Origin of the sequence: Streptomyces sp. NPDC048270 (assembly GCF_040652335.1) — a bacterium.
Lineage (GTDB): Bacteria > Actinomycetota > Actinomycetes > Streptomycetales > Streptomycetaceae > Streptomyces.
Genome location: NZ_JBEZLV010000007.1, coordinates 90,870 through 107,872, shown reverse-complemented (window position 1 = coordinate 107,872; position 17,003 = coordinate 90,870). Strand labels below are relative to the sequence as shown.

At 76.9% G+C, this 17,003-nt stretch carries 7 protein-coding genes; 3 read left to right on the top strand and 4 right to left on the bottom strand.

The annotated features are described in order from the left end of the window. Window positions 1–3,027 (bottom strand): beta-ketoacyl synthase N-terminal-like domain-containing protein (locus tag AB0D66_RS09355; RefSeq protein WP_362299096.1); only part of this gene is annotated, 3,027 nt, incomplete at its 3' end. Further along, window positions 3,017–10,054, bottom strand: a complete 7,038-nt coding sequence (locus tag AB0D66_RS09350; protein ID WP_362299093.1) for an SDR family NAD(P)-dependent oxidoreductase — start codon at window positions 10,052–10,054, stop codon at window positions 3,017–3,019. The genes AB0D66_RS09350 and AB0D66_RS09355, both read right to left, overlap by 11 nt. Before the next feature lie 467 nt (window positions 10,055–10,521). Between AB0D66_RS09350 and AB0D66_RS09345 the strand changes: the two genes are divergently transcribed. The 3 genes from AB0D66_RS09345 (at window position 10,522) to AB0D66_RS09335 (ending at window position 14,169) form a co-directional block, all read left to right on the top strand. Continuing rightward, the gene (locus tag AB0D66_RS09345; protein ID WP_362299090.1) at window positions 10,522–11,415 is read left to right on the top strand and encodes a LysR family transcriptional regulator; all 894 of its coding nucleotides are present in this window, start codon (window positions 10,522–10,524) and stop codon (window positions 11,413–11,415) included. 90 nt (window positions 11,416–11,505) lie between these two features. After that, complete coding sequence (locus AB0D66_RS09340) at window positions 11,506–12,777, top strand: Ig domain-containing protein (RefSeq protein WP_362299087.1); 1,272 nt, start codon at window positions 11,506–11,508, stop codon at window positions 12,775–12,777. 99 nt (window positions 12,778–12,876) lie between these two features. Beyond that, window positions 12,877–14,169, top strand: coding sequence for a cytochrome P450 (locus AB0D66_RS09335; RefSeq protein ID WP_362299084.1), 1,293 nt, complete (start codon window positions 12,877–12,879; stop codon window positions 14,167–14,169). 27 nt (window positions 14,170–14,196) lie between these two features. On the opposite strand, the gene AB0D66_RS09330 is transcribed toward AB0D66_RS09335, so the two are convergent. Further along, the gene (locus AB0D66_RS09330) at window positions 14,197–15,264 is read right to left on the bottom strand and encodes an alpha/beta hydrolase-fold protein (RefSeq protein ID WP_362299081.1); all 1,068 of its coding nucleotides are present in this window, start codon (window positions 15,262–15,264) and stop codon (window positions 14,197–14,199) included. A gap of 93 nt (window positions 15,265–15,357) precedes the next feature. Beyond that, the gene (locus AB0D66_RS09325) at window positions 15,358–16,905 is read right to left on the bottom strand and encodes a molybdopterin-dependent oxidoreductase (RefSeq protein ID WP_362299328.1); all 1,548 of its coding nucleotides are present in this window, start codon (window positions 16,903–16,905) and stop codon (window positions 15,358–15,360) included. Window positions 16,906–17,003 lie beyond the last annotated feature (98 nt).

Sequence of the window (17,003 nt, the reverse complement as noted above, 5' to 3'; positions counted from 1 at the left end):
GCCCGTACCGGTTTCCGCCGAGCTGGACCCGGCGTCTGCCGGGCCCGTACCGGTTTCCGCCGAGCTGGACCCGGCGTCTGCCGGGCCCGTACCGGTTTCCGCCGAGCTGGACCCGGCGTCTGCCGGGCCCGTACCGGTTTCCGCCGAGCTGGACCCGGCGTCTGCCGGGCCCGTACCGGTTCCCGCCGGGCCGGAACCGGCTTCTGCCCAGCCAGTGCCGGCTTCTGCCCAGCCAGTGCCGGCTTCGGCCGGTCCGGAGCCGGCTTCCGCCGGGCCCGAACTGGCTCCTGCCCAGCCCGAACCGGCCGCCGCCGGGCCCGAACGGGCCTCCGCCGGGCCCGAACCGGCCTCCGCCGGGCCCGCGGCCTCCGGGTCCGTCAGGAGGTCCCAGCGGGGGGCGTGGCCCTCTGCCCAGAGGGCTGCGCAGGTGCGGCGTAGTGCCGCCAGCCCCGTGAGCCGGGGGGAGGAGGTGGAGACCGACAGGTGGGGGCGGTTGCGCAGGGTGTCCTCGACGAATCCCGGCAGACTGCCCGGCCCCAGCGTGACGAAGCCGCGCACGCCCTCCTCCTCGTACAGCCGCAGTGTCAGCTCGCGGAAGCGGACCGGCTCCAGGAGGTGGCGTACCACCAGCTCCCTCACCTCCCCGGGCTCCGCGGGGAACGGCGCGCACGTGGTGGCCGACCACACCGGAAGGGTCCCCGCCCGCAGCGGCAGCCGCGCGAAGGCGGCGCGGACCTGGCCGAGGTACGGCTCCCACATGGGCGTGTGGAAGCCGGAGCGGAACGGCAGCTCCTGACCGAGCACACCCTCGCCGCGCAACCGCGCGATCGCGACGGACACTTGGCCCGGCTCCCCGCAGACCACCGACTGGTGGGGGCAGTTGTCGTGGCTGACCACCACCGCGTCCAGGCCGTGCAGGGCGGCCTCCGCCCGCGGCGCGCCACAGCCCAGCGCCGCGTACACGAGGTCCGGGACCCGCAGGTCACCCGGCCGCAGCGAGGCCAGGAAGGTGTCGGCCGCCTCCTGGGGATACATGCCGGCGGCCACCATCGCCGCCCACTCGCCCAGGCTGTGGCCCGCCAGCACATCGGCCCCGATGCCGAGCCCGGGCAGCACCCGGGCGAAGAACCGGCCCGTGGCGATGGCGTCCACGGCCCGCTCCACCAGGGACGCGCCCCGCGTGAGCCGGGGCGGCGGGGCACCCAGGCGCTCCGCGACATCGTCGACCACGGGGGCGAACTCCGGTTCCAGGCCCGGGAACAGGAAGGCCGTCCGGCCGCCCAGCGGTTCCGGCGTGAACCACACGTCGCCGCGCCCCCGCCAGGCCCGCCCCCGCGCCACGACCTTCGCGGCCAGTGCGAGCCGCTGGGGGGTCGGCCCGAACACCGCCAGCCGGCACGGGCCTTCGCCCCCGGACACCGGCGGGCCGGCCGCCAGCAGGGCCGACAGTTCCGCCGCGCTGTCCCCGGCCAGCAGGAGTACGCCGCCCCGCGCGGGCGCCCCCACCGGCGCGGCCGGGGCCCCCACGGGCAGGAACCGGCGGCCCGCCCGGCCGACGACGCCCCGCGGGGCCGCCGGGCGGGCGGCTCCCGGCGCCTCCTCCAGCACCACGTGCGCGTTGATGCCGCCGAAGCCGAACGCGTTGACCCCGGCCCGGCGGGGCTCCGGCCCGCGCTCCCACGGCTCCGCCGCGGTCACCGGCCGCATCCGCGTCGCGGCCAGGTCCGCGTGCGGCTCCTCCAGGTGCAGCGTCGGCGGCAGCACCCCCTCGTGCACGGCGAGGGCCGCCTTGATGAGTCCGGCCATGCCGGAGGCCTGCATGGTGTGCCCGAGCATCGACTTCACGGAGCCGAAGCCGATCCCCGGCCGCCCGGCCGCGGGCGGGCCGAACACCTGGGCCAGGGTGTCGAGTTCGGCCGCGTCCCCGACGGGCGTCCCCGTACCGTGCGCCTCCAGCAGGCCCAGCGCGCCCGGGGCCCGCGGATCCAGCCCGGCCTCCCGCCAGGCCCGCTCCAGGGCCCGTACCTGACCGGCGACCAGGGGGCTCATCAGGCTCGCCGCCCGGCCGTCGCCGGCCACCCCCGTACCGCGGATCACCGCGTACACGCGATCGCCGTCCCGCTCCGCGTCCGCGAGCCGCTTGAGCAGCACCACCCCGGTGCCCTCGGAGAGCAGGGTCCCGTCGGCCCGCCGGTCGAAGGGCCGGATCCGCTCGCTCGGGCTCAGTGCCCGCAGCTGCGTGAACACGCTCCACAGCGTCGCGATGTGGCAGTGGTGCACGGCCCCGGCGACCACCGCGTCGCAGCGCCCGCCCGCGAGCAGGCCCACCGCCTGGTCCACCGCCAGCAGCGAGGAGGCGCAGGCCGCGTCCAGGGTATAGGCGGGGCCGCGGAAGTCCAGCCGGTTCGCCGTCCGGGCGGCCGTGAAGCTCGGTACCAGGCCGATCGAGGCGTCCGGGCGCTCCGGGCCCAGCGCCTCCTGGAAGGCGGAGCGCACCTCGGCGATCCGCCGCTCGCCGAGCTCGGGCGCGAGCTCCCGCAGGGTCTGCGCCAACTGGTGTGCCGTGCGCACCCGTTGGTCCAGCCGTGCGGTGGCCACGCCCATGAACCCGCCGCGCCCCAGCACCACCCCGATCCGGGACCGGTCGGCCGGCAGGCGGTCCTCGCCGCCCGCGTCCGCGATGGCCTCGGCCGTCGCGTGCAGGGCCAGCATCTGGTCGGGCTCGGCCCCCTCCACGGCGGCCGGCATGATCCCGAACCGGGTCGGGTCGAAGGCGGCGAGGCCGTCGACGAACCCGCCGCGCCGGCAGTAGAACCGGTCGCCCGCCGCCGGTCCGCCGGCGGCCGCCGGATCGTAGTACACCTCGGGGTCCCAGCGCCCGGGCGGGACGTCGCCGATGGAGTCCGTGCCGGCGAGCAGATTGCGCCGGTAGGCGGCCAGATCGCCGGCGCCGGGGAACACCGCGCCCATCCCGACGATCGCCGCGTCGTCGGGCCGCGGGCCGCGCCGCTGCCGCTCACTCACCATCGTGGCCGCCTTCCGCCATCAGGACCACCTGTACGTCGCTCCCGTGCTCCAGTTCGGCCAGGAACGCGGCGGTGCCCGACTCGGGAGCGATGAGCGGGATGCCGCGCCGGGCGTAGGCGCGCTCCAGCTCGGGGGTGACCATCCCGCCCGCCTCCGCCGCCCAGGGGCCCCAGTCCACGGACAGCACCCGGCCCGGGAAGGACTCCGCCCAGGTGCGCGCCAGGCCGTCGAGGGCGTCGTTGGCCGCTCCGTAGTCGCACTGGCCCCGGTTCCCGTAGACGCCGGCGACGCTCCCGAACAGGGCCAGGAACCGGGGCGCGGGCCCCGACCCGTGCTCGGCGGCCGCGGCGGCCAGGTGCCGGGCCCCGGCCACCTTGGTGGTGAACACCTCGGTGAAGTCCGCCGGCTGCTTGTCGCGCAGCAGGCCGTCGCGCAGGACCCCGGCGCCGTGGACGATGCCGTCCAGCCGGCCGTGCCGGGCGCGCACACCGGCCACCACGGCCCGTACCGCCGCCTCGTCCGTGACGTCGGCGCAGTGGTAGCGGACCGAGGCCGCGGCCGTGGCCAGGGCCGCCAGCGTGCCCCGTACCTCGCGTTCGGCGAGGATCCGCGAGGCCGCCGCCTCGATCTCGGCGGGTGTGCGCAGCCCCGTGGCGATCAGCGCGGCCCGCAGCGCCACCCGGTCGGTGGCCTGCCCGAACAGGTCGGGTTCCGCCGGGGGTTGGGGGGTGCGGCCGAGGAGCTCCACGTGGCAGCCGGTGGCCCGGGCCAGCGCGAGTGCGGTCCGGGCGGTGATCCCGCGGGCCCCGCCGGTGAGCAGGACCACGGAGTCCGGGCCGAGCGGGAGGCCGTCCCCGGACGCGGCGAGCGGCGCGGGCACGGGGCGCCGGGTGACACGCGCCCCCTCCGCCGTGTAGCCGACCGAGGCCGGGCCGTCGGAGGCCGCCCCGCAGCTCAGTTCGGCGAGGAGCTGCGCGGCGATCTGCTCGGCGGCCTCCTTGGGGTGGACGTCCACGGCGCGGACCAGCGAGCCGGGGAACTCGAGGGCGGCGCCGCGCGCGAAGCCGTGCAGACCGGCGCCGGGGGCGCCGGACGCGGTGACGAGCAGCAGCCGGGGCGTCCCGCCGGTCAGGGCGTGCCGCAGCCCGGGGAAGACCTGGGGGAGGACGGGCTCGGCGCCGGTCCGCAGGGCGGTCAGGTCGACGATCCCGTCGAACCCGGGTCCGGCCTCGGTGAGCGTCCGGGGCTCGGCTCCGCAGGACCGCAGGGCCGCGCAGAGCGCCGGGGCGAGGCCCTGCCCGTCCTGGACGACCCCGATCCGCAGGTCGCGCAGGGTCCGCGGGTCCCCGCCGGGCACCGGCAGGGGGACGGTGTCCACGCGCAGCCGGGCGACAGGCACCGCGACCGGCACCGAGGCCGGGACGGCGGCCGGCTCCGAGGCCGGGACGGCGGCCGGGGCCGCGGCCGGCACCGGGACGGCGACCGCGACCGCGACCCGCTCCGAGGCCGGTCCCGCTTCCGGTTCCGCCCTTTCCCGGGATGGCGGCGCCGCTCCTGCTGCCGCCACCGCCGCCACTGCCGGTTCCGGTTCCGCGCTGTGGGCGGTGACCCAGTCCACGATCCCGCGCAGGGTCTTGATGCGGGACAGCTCCTCGACCGCGGACTCGGCCGACCCGCCCGGGTCCCGGGGCAGCCCGATCCGGTCGGCCAGGGCGCCGATGATCTCGACCCGCTTGATGGAGTCGATGGACAGGTCCGCCTCCAGGTCCAGCCCCGGGTCGAGCATGTCCCTGGGGTATCCGGTCCGGGTGTGGACGATCTCCAGGACCGCCTCCATGACCTCCTCCGGAGTCCGGGCCGCCCGCTCTCCCGCCGCCTGCGCCGGCAGCGGGCCGCCGCTGCGGCCCGCGACCGGGTCGCCGGCCCCGGGCCAGGGGTCGGTGCCGGCGACCGGCGCCAGGACCGGCCGCTCCGCCGCCCACGGCTCCGCCGCATCCGGCCGGGCGGCCGCGCGGGGCGCGCCCCCCGGGGCGCCCAGGTAGCCCAGCAGCACCTCCCGCTGCGCCTCCACCAGCTCGCGCGTGCCGCGGAGGTACTCCAGCACCGCCTCCTCGCGCCGGTCGGCGGCCGGCGCCGCCGCGGGAGCCGGGGCCACCCGCAGGGCCGGTCGCAGGCCCCCGGCCACCGGTGCGCCGTCGGCGGTGCGCACCAGGTGGCCGTCCACCAGCCAGCCCGGCCGGCGCGGAGCGCGGTCGGGCAGGGCGGAGGTCCGGCCGCGGAACAGCGCCTCGGGATCCACCGGCAGGCCCGCGGCGGCGAGTTCGGCCAGCGCCGTGACGAGCCGGACCAGGCCGTGCTCGCCCGGGACGTCCAGCGGGACCACCGTGTGCGGCCGCTCGCCCAGGATCCGGGCCGTGAGCCCCGACAGGACCCGGCCGGGCCCCGCTTCCACGAAGGTGCGGACACCGGCCGCGTACATCGCCTCCACCTGCTCCACGAACCGGACCGGCTCCGCGACCTGGCGTGCGGCAAGGCCGCGTACCTCCTCGGCGGAGGCCGGATAGGGAGCGGCCGTCGCGTTCGACCAGACGGGAATACCGGGCGCGGACACGGCCGTGCGCGCCAGTTCCGCGGCGAGCGCGGGCGCCGCTCCCGCGACGACCTCGCTGTGGAACGCGCAGGCCACGGGCAGCGGTTCGGCCGACAGGCCCGCCTCCCGCAGCGCCGCCACCGCCGCCGCCACCGCTGCGGTCGGCCCCGAGACCACGCACTGCCGGGGCGCGTTGTGGTTCGCCACCGCGCACCCGGCCCGTGCGGCGATCTCGCGTACCTCCTCGGGGGCTGCCGACACCGCCGCCATCGACCCCGGATCCGCTCCGGCGGCGGCGAGGATCGCCTCGGCCCGGCGCGCGCTCAGCCGCAGCAGGCCGGGCGTGTCGTAGACCCCTGCCGCCCACAGTGCGGTGAGCTCCCCGTACGAGTGCCCGGCCGCGCAGTCCGGCCGGACGCCGAGGCCGGTCAGCAGCCGGTGGGCCGCCGCTCCGGCCAGCCCGAGGGCGGGCTGGGCCACCCGGGTGTCGGTGACGGCCGCCCGCTGCGCCGTCCGCCCCTCGGCGGTGAACGCCGCCGGCGGGAACACGGCCGAGACCACCGGGGCCGGCGCCTCGTCCAGCAGGGCCCGCAGCCCGGGGAAAGCCATGAACAACTCACCGAGCATGCCCGGGCGTTGGCTGCCCTGGCCGGGGAAGAGGAACGCGACCCGGCCCGGATCCGCCGACTCCTCCCGTACGTGGACCCCCTCGCCCGGAGTGAAGGCCCGGGCGTGCTCCAGCCGGGCCGCCAGCTCGTCCGGGCCGGTGGCGACGACCGCGACGCGGACCGGGCCGGATCCGGCGGCCGCGGTCTCCGCCGCGAGGTCGCGCAGGGCCCACGGCCGGCCGGCCGCGTCGTTCTCCTCCAGCCGGGCGGCGAGCCGCGCCATCGCCCGGCCCGCCGCCCGCCGGTCCTCGCCGCGGAAGCAGAACAGCTCGGCGGGCCATTCCTCCAGGCCGTGGAGCGGTTCGTCGGAGCCCGGGTAACCGGCCAGCACCGCGTGGTAGTTGGTCCCGCCGAAGCCGAAGGCGCTCACTCCGGCGATCCGCCGCTCCGGGGGCACCGCCCAGGGCCGCGCCTCGGCATCGAAGCTGAAGGGGCTGGTCTCCGGCCGCCAGGCCGGGTTCGGCGTGTCGATGTGCAGGGTCGGCGGCCGCACTCCCGTGTGGACCGCCCGGGCGGCCTTGATCAGCCCGGCCAGCCCGGCCGCGCACTTGGTGTGGCCGAGCTGCGATTTCACCGAGCCCAGCGCGCACGAGCCCGCGGCGGCCCCGTGCGCGGTGAACAGCTCGCTCAGGACGGCCAGTTCGGTACTGTCGCCGACGACCGTGCCGGTGCCGTGCGCCTCGACCAGCCCCACCTCGCCGGGGGAGACGCCCGCCCGGGCGTAGGCCCGCTCCAGCGCCCGCCGCTGGCCTTCGGGCCGGGGCGCGGTCAGGCCGAGGGACCGGCCGTCGCTGGAGGCGCCGACCGCCTTGATCACCGCGTACACCCGGTCGCCGTCCCGCTCCGCGTCCGCGAGCCGCTTGAGCACCAGGGCGCCCACGCCCTCTCCGAGCGCGATCCCGTCGGCTTCCGCGTCGAAGGGCCGGCAGCGGCCGCTGGGGGAGAGGGCGCGCACGGAGGCGAACATCAGGTAGTCGTTGATGCCGTTGTGCACGTCCGCTCCGCCGCAGATGACCATGTCGCTGTCCTGGTCGCGCAGTTGGCGGCAGGCCAGGTCCAGGGCGGCCAGCGAGGAGGCGCAGGCCGCGTCCACCGTGCAGTTCGCGCCACCGAGGTCGAGGCGGTTGGCGACCCGGCCCGCGATCACGTTGGCGAGGATCCCGGGGAAGGAGTCCTCGGTGAGCCGCGGCAGCTGCCCGTCCAGTTCGGGCGGCAGCTCGCCCAGGTAGGCGGGGTGCAGGGCGCGCAGACCGTAGGCGCCCGCCAGTTCGGTGCCGGCCTCCGCGCCGAAGACCACGGAGGTCCGCGTCCGGTCGAACTCCCGGCCCTTGCCGTACCCGGCGTCGCCCAGGGCCCGCGCGGAGATCTCCAGGGCCAGCAGCTGGACCGGTTCGATCCCGTTCAGGGAGGCGGGCGGGATGCCGTGCGCGAGGGCGTCGAACGGCACGGGGCCGAGGAAGCCGCCCCAGCGGGACGGGGTGCGCTCACCGGCGCGGGCCGGGTCGGGGTCGTAGTACAGCTCCGGGTCCCAGCGGTCGGCCGGCACCTCGGTCACCGCGTCCGCCCCGGCCAGGATCCGTGCCCAGTAGGCGGCGAGGTCGGGGGCGCCCGGGTAGGCGCAGGCCATCCCGACGATGGCGATGTCGAGCGGATCCGCGGCCGACGCCGGCTCGGCGGCGGCCTCGGCGAACTCCGCGGCCCTGCGCTCCAGCAGCCCGCTCGCCCCGTCCGTGACCTGCGCGTGCAGTGCGGCGACGGTGGTGGTCCCCGACCGCAGGGTCGCGGCCTGCCCGAGCATGAACAGCCCCTCGTCGTACTGCTGCTCCTCGGACACGGCCTCCAGCACGGAGCCCGCGCTCCCGGCCGCGGCCGAACCGGCCCCGGCCGAAGCGGCCCCGGCCGAACCGGCGGCGCCGTCCGGCAGGGCCCGGCGCAGGCCCTTGCTGGCGATGCGCAGGCGGCCCAGGTTGAGGCCCTCCAGCTCCTCCCACACCAGGCGCGGCTCGGTGCCGCTCTCGGCGAGGCGGCGGCGGACCGCCTCGAAGGTGTCGGCGTACGGGGTCGCCGCGCAGCGCGTCGCGTGGCCGGGCGCGGTGTGCAGCAGCACGGTGCGCTCGCAGTCCAGGGCCGCCTGCTGGAAGCCCCGCACCACCGCGCCCGCCGCCACCGCCTCCTCGGTGAACAGGTAGGCGGTGCCCATCAGCACGCCCACCCGGGCGCCGCGTTCCGCCAGCGGGGCGGCGGCCGCCACCGCCATCGCGGCCGAGCGCGCGTCGTGGATCCCGCCCGCGAACAGCACGTCCAGGGCTTCGGGTTCGGGGCAGGACAGCAGCAGCTCGATCTGCTCCTCCCACAGCGGGAACGAGGCGCGCGGCCCGACGTGCCCGCCGCACTCCAGCCCCTCGAACACGAACCGCCGCGCATCCTCCGCGAGATACCGCTCCAGCAGCCCGGGCGAGGGCACGTGCAGATGGGTCCGGATGCCGGCCGCCTCCAGCGGGGCCGCCTGGGCCGGGGTGCCGCCCGCGATGATCGCGTACGGGGGCCGGGCCTCGGCCACGGCGGCCAGCTGCTCCCGCCGCAGCTCGGCCGGGGCGAAGCCGAGCAGGCCCACGCCCCACGGGCGGTCCCCGAGCCGCTCGGCGCTCTCGGCCAGCAGCCTGCGCACGTCCGGGCCCTCCATGACGGCGAGCGCCAGGTACGGGACCCCGCCCGCGACGGCCACCGCCTCGGCGAAGGCCGCCTGGTCGCTCACCCGGGTCATCGGGCCCTGGGCGACGGGGAGCGGCCGGGCGAGCGGCCGGGCCCGTACGGCAGCGGCCAGGTGTCCGCGGACGGCCGCCCGGACCGCCTGGATCACCCCGCCGGCGGTCCGGTGCCGGGCGGCCAGCCGGGCCGCGCAGGCCCCGTCCTGGCCGACGGGCAGCAGCTGCGAGCGCAGGTCCCGGGCGCCGAGCAGGCCGGCCACCGGCCCCTCGGGCGGGGTCAGGTCGGGGCGCGCGAAGACCCGGTGCCCGTCGGTCAGCCGGGTCTCGGAGCCGTCCATCGCCCGGAGCGCCGCGACCACTTCGCAGGGCAGGCCGTTCTCGCCCTCGGCGGTCAGCGCGAGTTGTACGTCGAGCAGCACGCCCGCGGCCCCGCCCGCGACGGCCGCGGCGGCCGTGTGCGGCCCGATTCCGCCGCAGGCCCGCACGGGCACCCCGGCGCCGGGGCCGGCGAGGAGCTGCTGGAGCAGCACGAAGGTGGTGGCGCCGCCCACCCGGCCGCCGGCCTCGTGGCCCTTGGCGACGAGTGCCACGGCCCCGGCGGCCACGGCGCGCGCGGCCTCGGTGCGGCTGGTGACCTCGGCCCACACCCGCGGCCCGCCGGGCGCCGCGGCCCAGGCGGCCACCTGCTCCGGGGTGTGGTGGGCGGGGTCGGCGAGCAGCACGGTGTCCACCGCGGGGGGCAGTTCCCCGGGGCCGAGCGGGCAGCCCGCGGGCACCCGTACCCCGTACCGGCCGCCGCTGCCCGCGCCGCTCGAGCGGCCGCCGGCGGCCTCGACCCCGTCCTCGCCCCCGCCCCCACCCCCGCCGCCCCCGGCGCCGAGCCGGCGGGCCAGCTCGGCGAACGCGCGCCGCGCGGCGGCCGGGTCCCGCCCGAGGTCGAGCAGCCCGAGGGCGCCGGCGCGCTCGGCGGCGGTCACGATCCGCGGATGGGGTTCCTCGAACGGGGTCACCGCGACGACCAGGTCGCGGGCGGCGGAGGACTGCGGGGGATGGGGGGTCACGGGCGCTCCTCTTCCAATGCTGTGTGACATGGCGCAGTACAGAGCGGAAGAACGGAAGAAAGTGAGAACGGGGGTGCGGCGGTCTCGCACGTCGGCCGGGCGGCCCGCCACCGGTGGGGCGGGCTTGAACAGTGGTCAAACACCCTCACGCCGCGATGCATCGTGCGGTGGTGGTCCCGCACTGTCAACAGACATGTGGAATACGGTGCTTCGCGTTATCAGCCCGATCGGAGCACCCCGTACGCACCCCGGGAGGACCCGCGGCGCGCCCCCGCCGAGCCGGTGGCCTGGGGCGATGGCCGCACCATCGCGCCGGCCCCGCCGCGCGGCCCGCCGCGCCGCCTGCGCGCGGACATGCCGTACCGGCATGCCTCACCGCCGACCGGGCATGAACGCCGCGCCGTGCAGCCGTGGTTGTTCACCCGACGGCCCTTACAGGTACAGCCTCACGCGGTTACCGTCCGGTCATGACGCCCACACTCGCACAGCTGCGCTACCTCGTCGCCGTCGCCGACTGCCGCTCCATCACCGGCGCCGCCGCCTCCGTCTTCGTCGCCCAGTCCGCCCTGTCCCGGGCCGTCCAGGCCATGGAACGCGATCTGGGAGTGGAACTCCTGGCACGGCGGGGAAGGGGGGTGGACCTCACGCCGGAGGGGGCCCGGGTCGTCCGGCTGGCCCGCACCGTGCTCAACGCGGTGGAGGCCATAGACGACATAGGGACCCCGCACGGCAAGAACGCCCGGTCCGCTCTCGGCCTCGTCACCACGCCCACCCTGGCCCTCGACCTGGCCGCCGACCTGGTCACGGCCTTCACCGAGCGGCACCCCGGCGTCGACGTGCGGCTCCAGCAGCACGACAGCCGGGAGGCCCTCGTCCAGGAACTCAACCAAGGGCGATCCGAGTTGGGCCTGGTCGACCTGCCCATCGACAAGGAGCTCGCCACCCACTTCATCCAGGAGCGCGAGGTGGTGCTGATCTCGCCGCTCGGCTCCCGGCTTCCCCACCCGCTGCCGTTCCGCATGCTGGACGGACTGCCGATGGTGCTGCCCACCCCGGGGACCGGCCGGCGCACCGAGATGGAGGCCATGTTCAGCTGCCTCGGCGTGCGGCCGGTGCCCTCCCTGGAGGTCGACGAGCGGCTCGCCTGGGTGACGGGCGTGACCGACGGCCGCGGATCCCTCATCTGGTACCGCGACGTGGTGCTGAGAGCCTTCGGCAGCCGGGCCGAGATCCGCTCCTTCACACCGCCCCTGCTGCGCCCCGTGGGCATCGCGCACGCCCGGCGCCCGCTGAGCCGCGCGGCCCGCGCCTTCATCGCGCACGCCGGCCACAAGGCCCCCGTGCGCGAGCCGGTGCGCTGACCGGGCCATGCCGTCCCGGCATTGAACGATGCTCGAACGGGAGACGATGCGGCCTGGTGCCACCGACTGATGTCCCATCACATTGTGAGCATGTCCCCAGTCCTCACACCCCACCGGGCCGCCGCCCTCGCGACCGCGGCCCTCGCCACGATCCTGCCCGCCGTCGCCTGGATGACCAGCGCCGGCGCCTCCCCCTCGGCCGCCTTCACCGCGCCCCCCGCGGCGGCCGCCGACAGCCTCGCGCCGGAGAAGAAGTGCACCCTCCCCGGCGGCCTGGCGGAACAGAGCGGCCTCGCCGCGAGCCGCCGCCACCCCGGCGTCCTGTACGCCGTCAACGACAGCGGCAACACCAACCAGGTCTTCGCGATCGACTGCACCGCCGCCACCGGCCGGCTGGTGGCCACGCTCACCGTCGCGGGCGCCGGCAACACCGACTGGGAGGGCCTGGCGATCGGCAAGGACGCCGCGGGCGGCCCGACGATCCTCGTCGGCGACATCGGGGACAACTTCAGCGGCCGCGCGGAGATCGCCGTGCACTCCTTCGCCGAACCCGAGCAGCTCGCCAACGCCACCGTCACGCCGGTGACCTACCGCTTCGCCTACGCCGACGGCAGGCACGACGCCGAGTCCCTGCTCGCCGACCCCGCCACCGGCAGGCTCTACATCGCCAGCAAGCTCATCGGAGCGGCCGGGCAGCTGTACCAGGCCCCGTTGCCGCCGGTGACCGGGCAGGTCAACACCCTCACCGCGGTCCGGCCGGGCCCGGTGTTCGCCACCGACGGGGCGTTCTCGCCGACGGGGGCCTCGTACGCCCTGCGCAGCGGCGGGCCGCTGGGCGCCAACACGGCCTCGGTGTACGACACCTCGGGGGCCAAGCTCGCGGACGTGACCCTGCCCGCCCAGTCGCAGGGCGAGACGGTGACGTACGCCGACTGCGCGAACCTGCTCGTCGGGTCCGAGAACGACACCCAGATCTGGCGGATACCCCTGCCTCCGGAGGCCGCCCCGGGATGCGTCGGCACGCCGACGCCGACGCCGACCCCCACCCCCACGCCCACCCCCACGCCCACCCCCACGCCCACCCCGACTCCCACACCCGGCGACCTGAAGCTCGCCAACCCCGGGCCCCAGACCTGCAAGTTCAACCAGTCCTGCACCATCCAGCTCACCGCCACCGGCGGAAAGCCCCCCGTCCGCTACGCCGCCACCGGCCTGCCCTGGGGGCTGACCCTGGACGGCGGCACCGGACGCATCACCGGCAAGCCCTGGGCGGCCGGCACCCTCCAGGTCACCGCCACCGCGACCGACTCCACCGGAGCCGGCGCCGGGACCTCCTTCGCGCTCACCCTCACCTGGTTCTGAGACGCGGCGGGGCGGTCCCGCCCCGGCGGCGGCCTTGTCCAACCGGCCTGCCAGGCCGCACTGTTGACCGCATCCCGTTCCCAGGTCAGGAGAAGCGGCTTGTCGTCCCCCCTCTCGTCCGCCCCGCACGCCTCGGACCCCCCGCACGCCTCGGACCCCCCGTACGTGATCGACCCCGCCGGCGGCTGCCCGCACGCCCTCAACGCCCGGCTGCGCGCCCGGGGCGCCGTCGCGGAGGTCGTCCTGCCCGGCGGGGTGCCGGGCGCGGTCGTCCTGGGCCACGAGGCGCTCAAGGAGTTCCTCGCCCACCCCGACGTGGCCAAGGACGGCCGGCACTGCCCGGCCCTGCACGACGGCACCATCCCCCCGGACTGGCCGCTGCGGGTCTTCGCCAACGCCCAGGGCATGCACACCGCCGACGAGGCCGACCACCGCCGGCTGCGCGCACTGGTCGGCAGGGCCTTCACGGCCCGCCAGGTGGAACGGCTCCGCCCGCGCATCGAGGAGCTCACCGCCGGACTCCTCGACGACCTGGAGCGGGCCGCGGCCGCGTCCCCCGACGGCACGGCCGACCTGCGCACGCACGTCGCCCTGCCCCTGCCGATGAGCGTCATCTGCGAGCTGCTCGGCGTGGATCCCGAGCACCGGGGCCGGCTGCACCACCTGTCCAACACGGTGATCGTCTCCACCGACACCTCACCGGCCGAGGTGGCGGCCGCCGTACGCGAACTGGTCGCACTGATCGGCACCATCGCGGCCGCCCGCCGGGCGGATCCCGGCGAGGACCTCACCAGCGCCCTGATCGCCGCCCGCGAGGGAGACGGCGACCGGCTCAGCGAGGCCGAGCTCACGGGCACCATGCGGCTGATGCTCATCGCGGGCCACGAGACCACCCTCAACCTCATCAGCAACGCGGTGCGCGCGCTGTGCACCCACCGCGACCAGCTCGCCCTCGTCCGCGAAGGGAAGGCCACCTGGTCGGACGTGGTGGACGAGACCCTGCGCTGGGACGGTCCCATCAGCTGGTTCCCGTTCCGCTACCCCACCCGCGACCTGACCCTCGGCGGAACCGTGATCCCGCGGGGCACCCCCGTCCTCGCCGGCTACACCGCGGCCGGCCGGGACGGGGCCTTCCACGGACCGGACGCCGACCGCTTCGACCTCACCCGCCCCACCGCCGCCCGCAACCTGTCCTTCGGGCACGGAGCCCACTACTGCGTGGGCGCCCCGCTCGCCCGCCTGGAGGCCACCATCGCCCTGGAACGGCTCTTCGCCCGCTTCCCCGACCTGGAGCTCGCGGTCCCCGAGAGCGAACTCCCGCACCAGCGCAGCTTCATCGGCAACAGCGTGGAGGCACTCCCGGTCCGCCTCACCCGTGCCGCCCGGGCGTGATCCGCCCGGCGTGATCCGGCGGAAGGCCTAACCCGGCCCCGGCGGCGACAACTCGGTGCTCAGCCAGCCCAGCGCGTCCGGATACATCCCGATCCACGTCTGGAAGTTGTGGCCGCCGGCCGGCCGGACGAGGGTCTTGACCCGGACTCCGCTGCCCGCCGCGGCCTGGGTGAAGGCGTCCAGCTGCTGCGGCGGGCTGTCCTTGTCCTGCGCCGAGGTGGCCAGGAACAGCCCGACGTCCGCCCGCTTCGTGTGCGCGACCAGCCACATCGGACTGTTGCGCTCGCGCAGGGCCGCGTCGGGCAGCACCTCGGGGTCGCCGGTCAGCGGATCGGGGTCCAGGGCCGCGCCCGCCCGGAACACCTCGGGGTACTGCAGCGGCAGCTTGGCCGCGCAGAAGGCCCCGGTGGAGACGCCCATCAGGCCCCATCCGGCCGGGAAGGGCAGCGTACGGAAGTTCCGCGCGACCAGGTCCGGCACGTCCCGCGCCAGCCAGTCGGCGATCTTGCGGTCCGGGGTGTTGCTGCAGTCGGTGTTCACCCCGCCCGGATAGATCTCCGGGATCACCAGGATGAAGGGGTGGGCGGCGCCCAGCTGCACCATCTGGCTCAGCGCGCCCGGCATGTCCCCGAGGTCGATCCAGGTGCGCGGGGTGCCCGGGTAGCCGTGCAGCAGCATCAGCACCGGGAAGCGGGTACGGTCCGCGCCCGGCGCGCTGTACTCCGGGGGAGTCCACACGACGACCTGGCCGGCCAGCTTGGAGTGGGAGCCGCGGAAGAAGGCGGTCCGGGTGCCGTCGCCGTTCGGAGTGAACCTGGCCCGGCCCACCGGCGGCCCGGTGACGGAGTCGGCCTCCTGCCCCGCATCGGTGCCGAGCAGGTCGTCCCAGGAGGCGTAGAGCCCGTAGCTGCCGTTGATCCAGGTGGCGACCACGCAGATGGCGGTGAGCTGGCACAGCCCGATCATCAGCAGCCGGACCGGCCACCGCACCCACCCCGGCCCCGGGAGCCTGTTCCACAGGAGCAGGGCGGCGAGCACGGCGAGCACCGTGAGGACGATCAGTGTGACGAGGAACGACGTACTGGTCAGCTCCACGGCGCCGGCTCCTGACGTACGGGACGGGGCAAGGCAAGCGGGACGACAGGGGAGAGATGCCCCGATGGTCGCGTCAATCTACCGGCGGCGCCGTCAGGACCCGGGCGCGACGCGTACGGTCACGGCGTGCCGGCCGGTCGCCCCGTCGGGCAGCGTCCCCACGCGTTCCCCGGTCTGCACGGCGCCGGTCCCGTCCGTGGCGCGCACCTGGAGGGTGTGCGAGCCCGCGGCCGCCTCCCACCGCCACACCCACTGCCGCCAGGTGTCGACCCCGTCCGCCGCCCCGAGCCGCGCCTCCTGCCAGGGGCCGCCGTCCACCCGCACCTCGACCCGCTCGATGCCCCGGTGCTGAGCCCACGCCACTCCGGCGACCGCCACCGGGCCCGGCGCGAGCCGCGCGAACGACCGCGGGGTGTCGATCCGCGACTGCGTCTTGACGGGGGCCCGCGCCGCCCAGGCCCGGCGCACCCAGTAGGCGTCGTACGCGTCGAAGGTGGTCAGGCGCAGCTCGCGCAGCCACTTGCAGGCGGAGACGTACCCGTACAGGCCCGGAACGACCATCCGGACCGGGAACCCGTGCGCGAAGGGCAGCGGCTCCCCGTTCATCCCCACGGCCAGCAGCGCTGCCCGGCCGTCCATGACGGTCTCGACGGGCGTGCCGATCGTCATGCCGTCCACCGAGCGCGCCACCAGCTGGTCCGCGGGCCCGCCCGCGGACGGAGGCCGGACCCCCGCCTCGCGGAGCAGGTCGGCGAGGTTGACGCCGAGCCAGCGGGCGTTGCCCGCGTACGGGCCCCCGATCTCGTTGGACACACAGGTGAGGGTGTTGTCGTGCTCGACCAGGGGACGGGCGAGCAGCTCCCGCAGATCGAGGGCCAGCGGTCTGGCCACGCCCTCCCCGTGGATGCGCAGCCGCCAGGCGCCGGCGTCGACGCGCGGCACCACCAGGGCGGTGTCCACGCGGTAGAAGTCCCGGTTGGGGGTGAGGAAGGGGGAGACCCCGGGCACCCGCAGGTCGGCGCCGGCGGGCACCGGCGGCGCCGGCACGGCGGGCCGGGGGAGCCGGAAGCGGGCCCGGGAGGCGGTCGCGCCGGCGGAGCCGTAGGCGCCGAGGCGCCGCCCGGCGAGCGCGGCCCCGGCCGAGACGGCCAGGGTGGCGGCGACCAGCCGGCCGAAGCCGCGGCGGTCCAGCGCCAAGGCGCCGCCGGGCGCCGACCCCGGGCGGGGCCGCCGGATCGCGGTCACCAGCAGCCACAGCACCCCGGCCGCTGTCACTCCGGCGGCGAGCGCCGGCAGGGCGTCCCGCCAGCCCGCCTCGGGCCGGCCGAGCGCGGCCGCCGCCCCCAGCAGTCCGAAGGCGCCCGCGACGGCCGTCCCGGCGGGGAGGCGGCGCACGGCCAGCATCCCGGCCGCGGCGGCGACCGCGGCCAGGACGGCGAGGATGCCGAGCGTCAGCACCAGCTTGTCGGCGGCGCCGAACTGCCGGATCGCCCACTCCCGCACGGCCGTGGGCGTCACGTCGACCGCGGCCGCGCCGACCGCGGTGACGGGGGAGGACTCGGGGCGGACGGCGGCCGCGGCGAGCTCGGCCGCGGCCAGTCCCGCGGCGGCCGCCACCACCCCGCCGAGCGCGCCGAGCATCCGCTGCCGACGCACCGGATCCGCTGTCACAGGCCCAGTGTGCCGCGCTCCCGCCCGCTGCGCGTCCCCCGCCGCGCGCTCCCGCCGCGGGGCTCCCG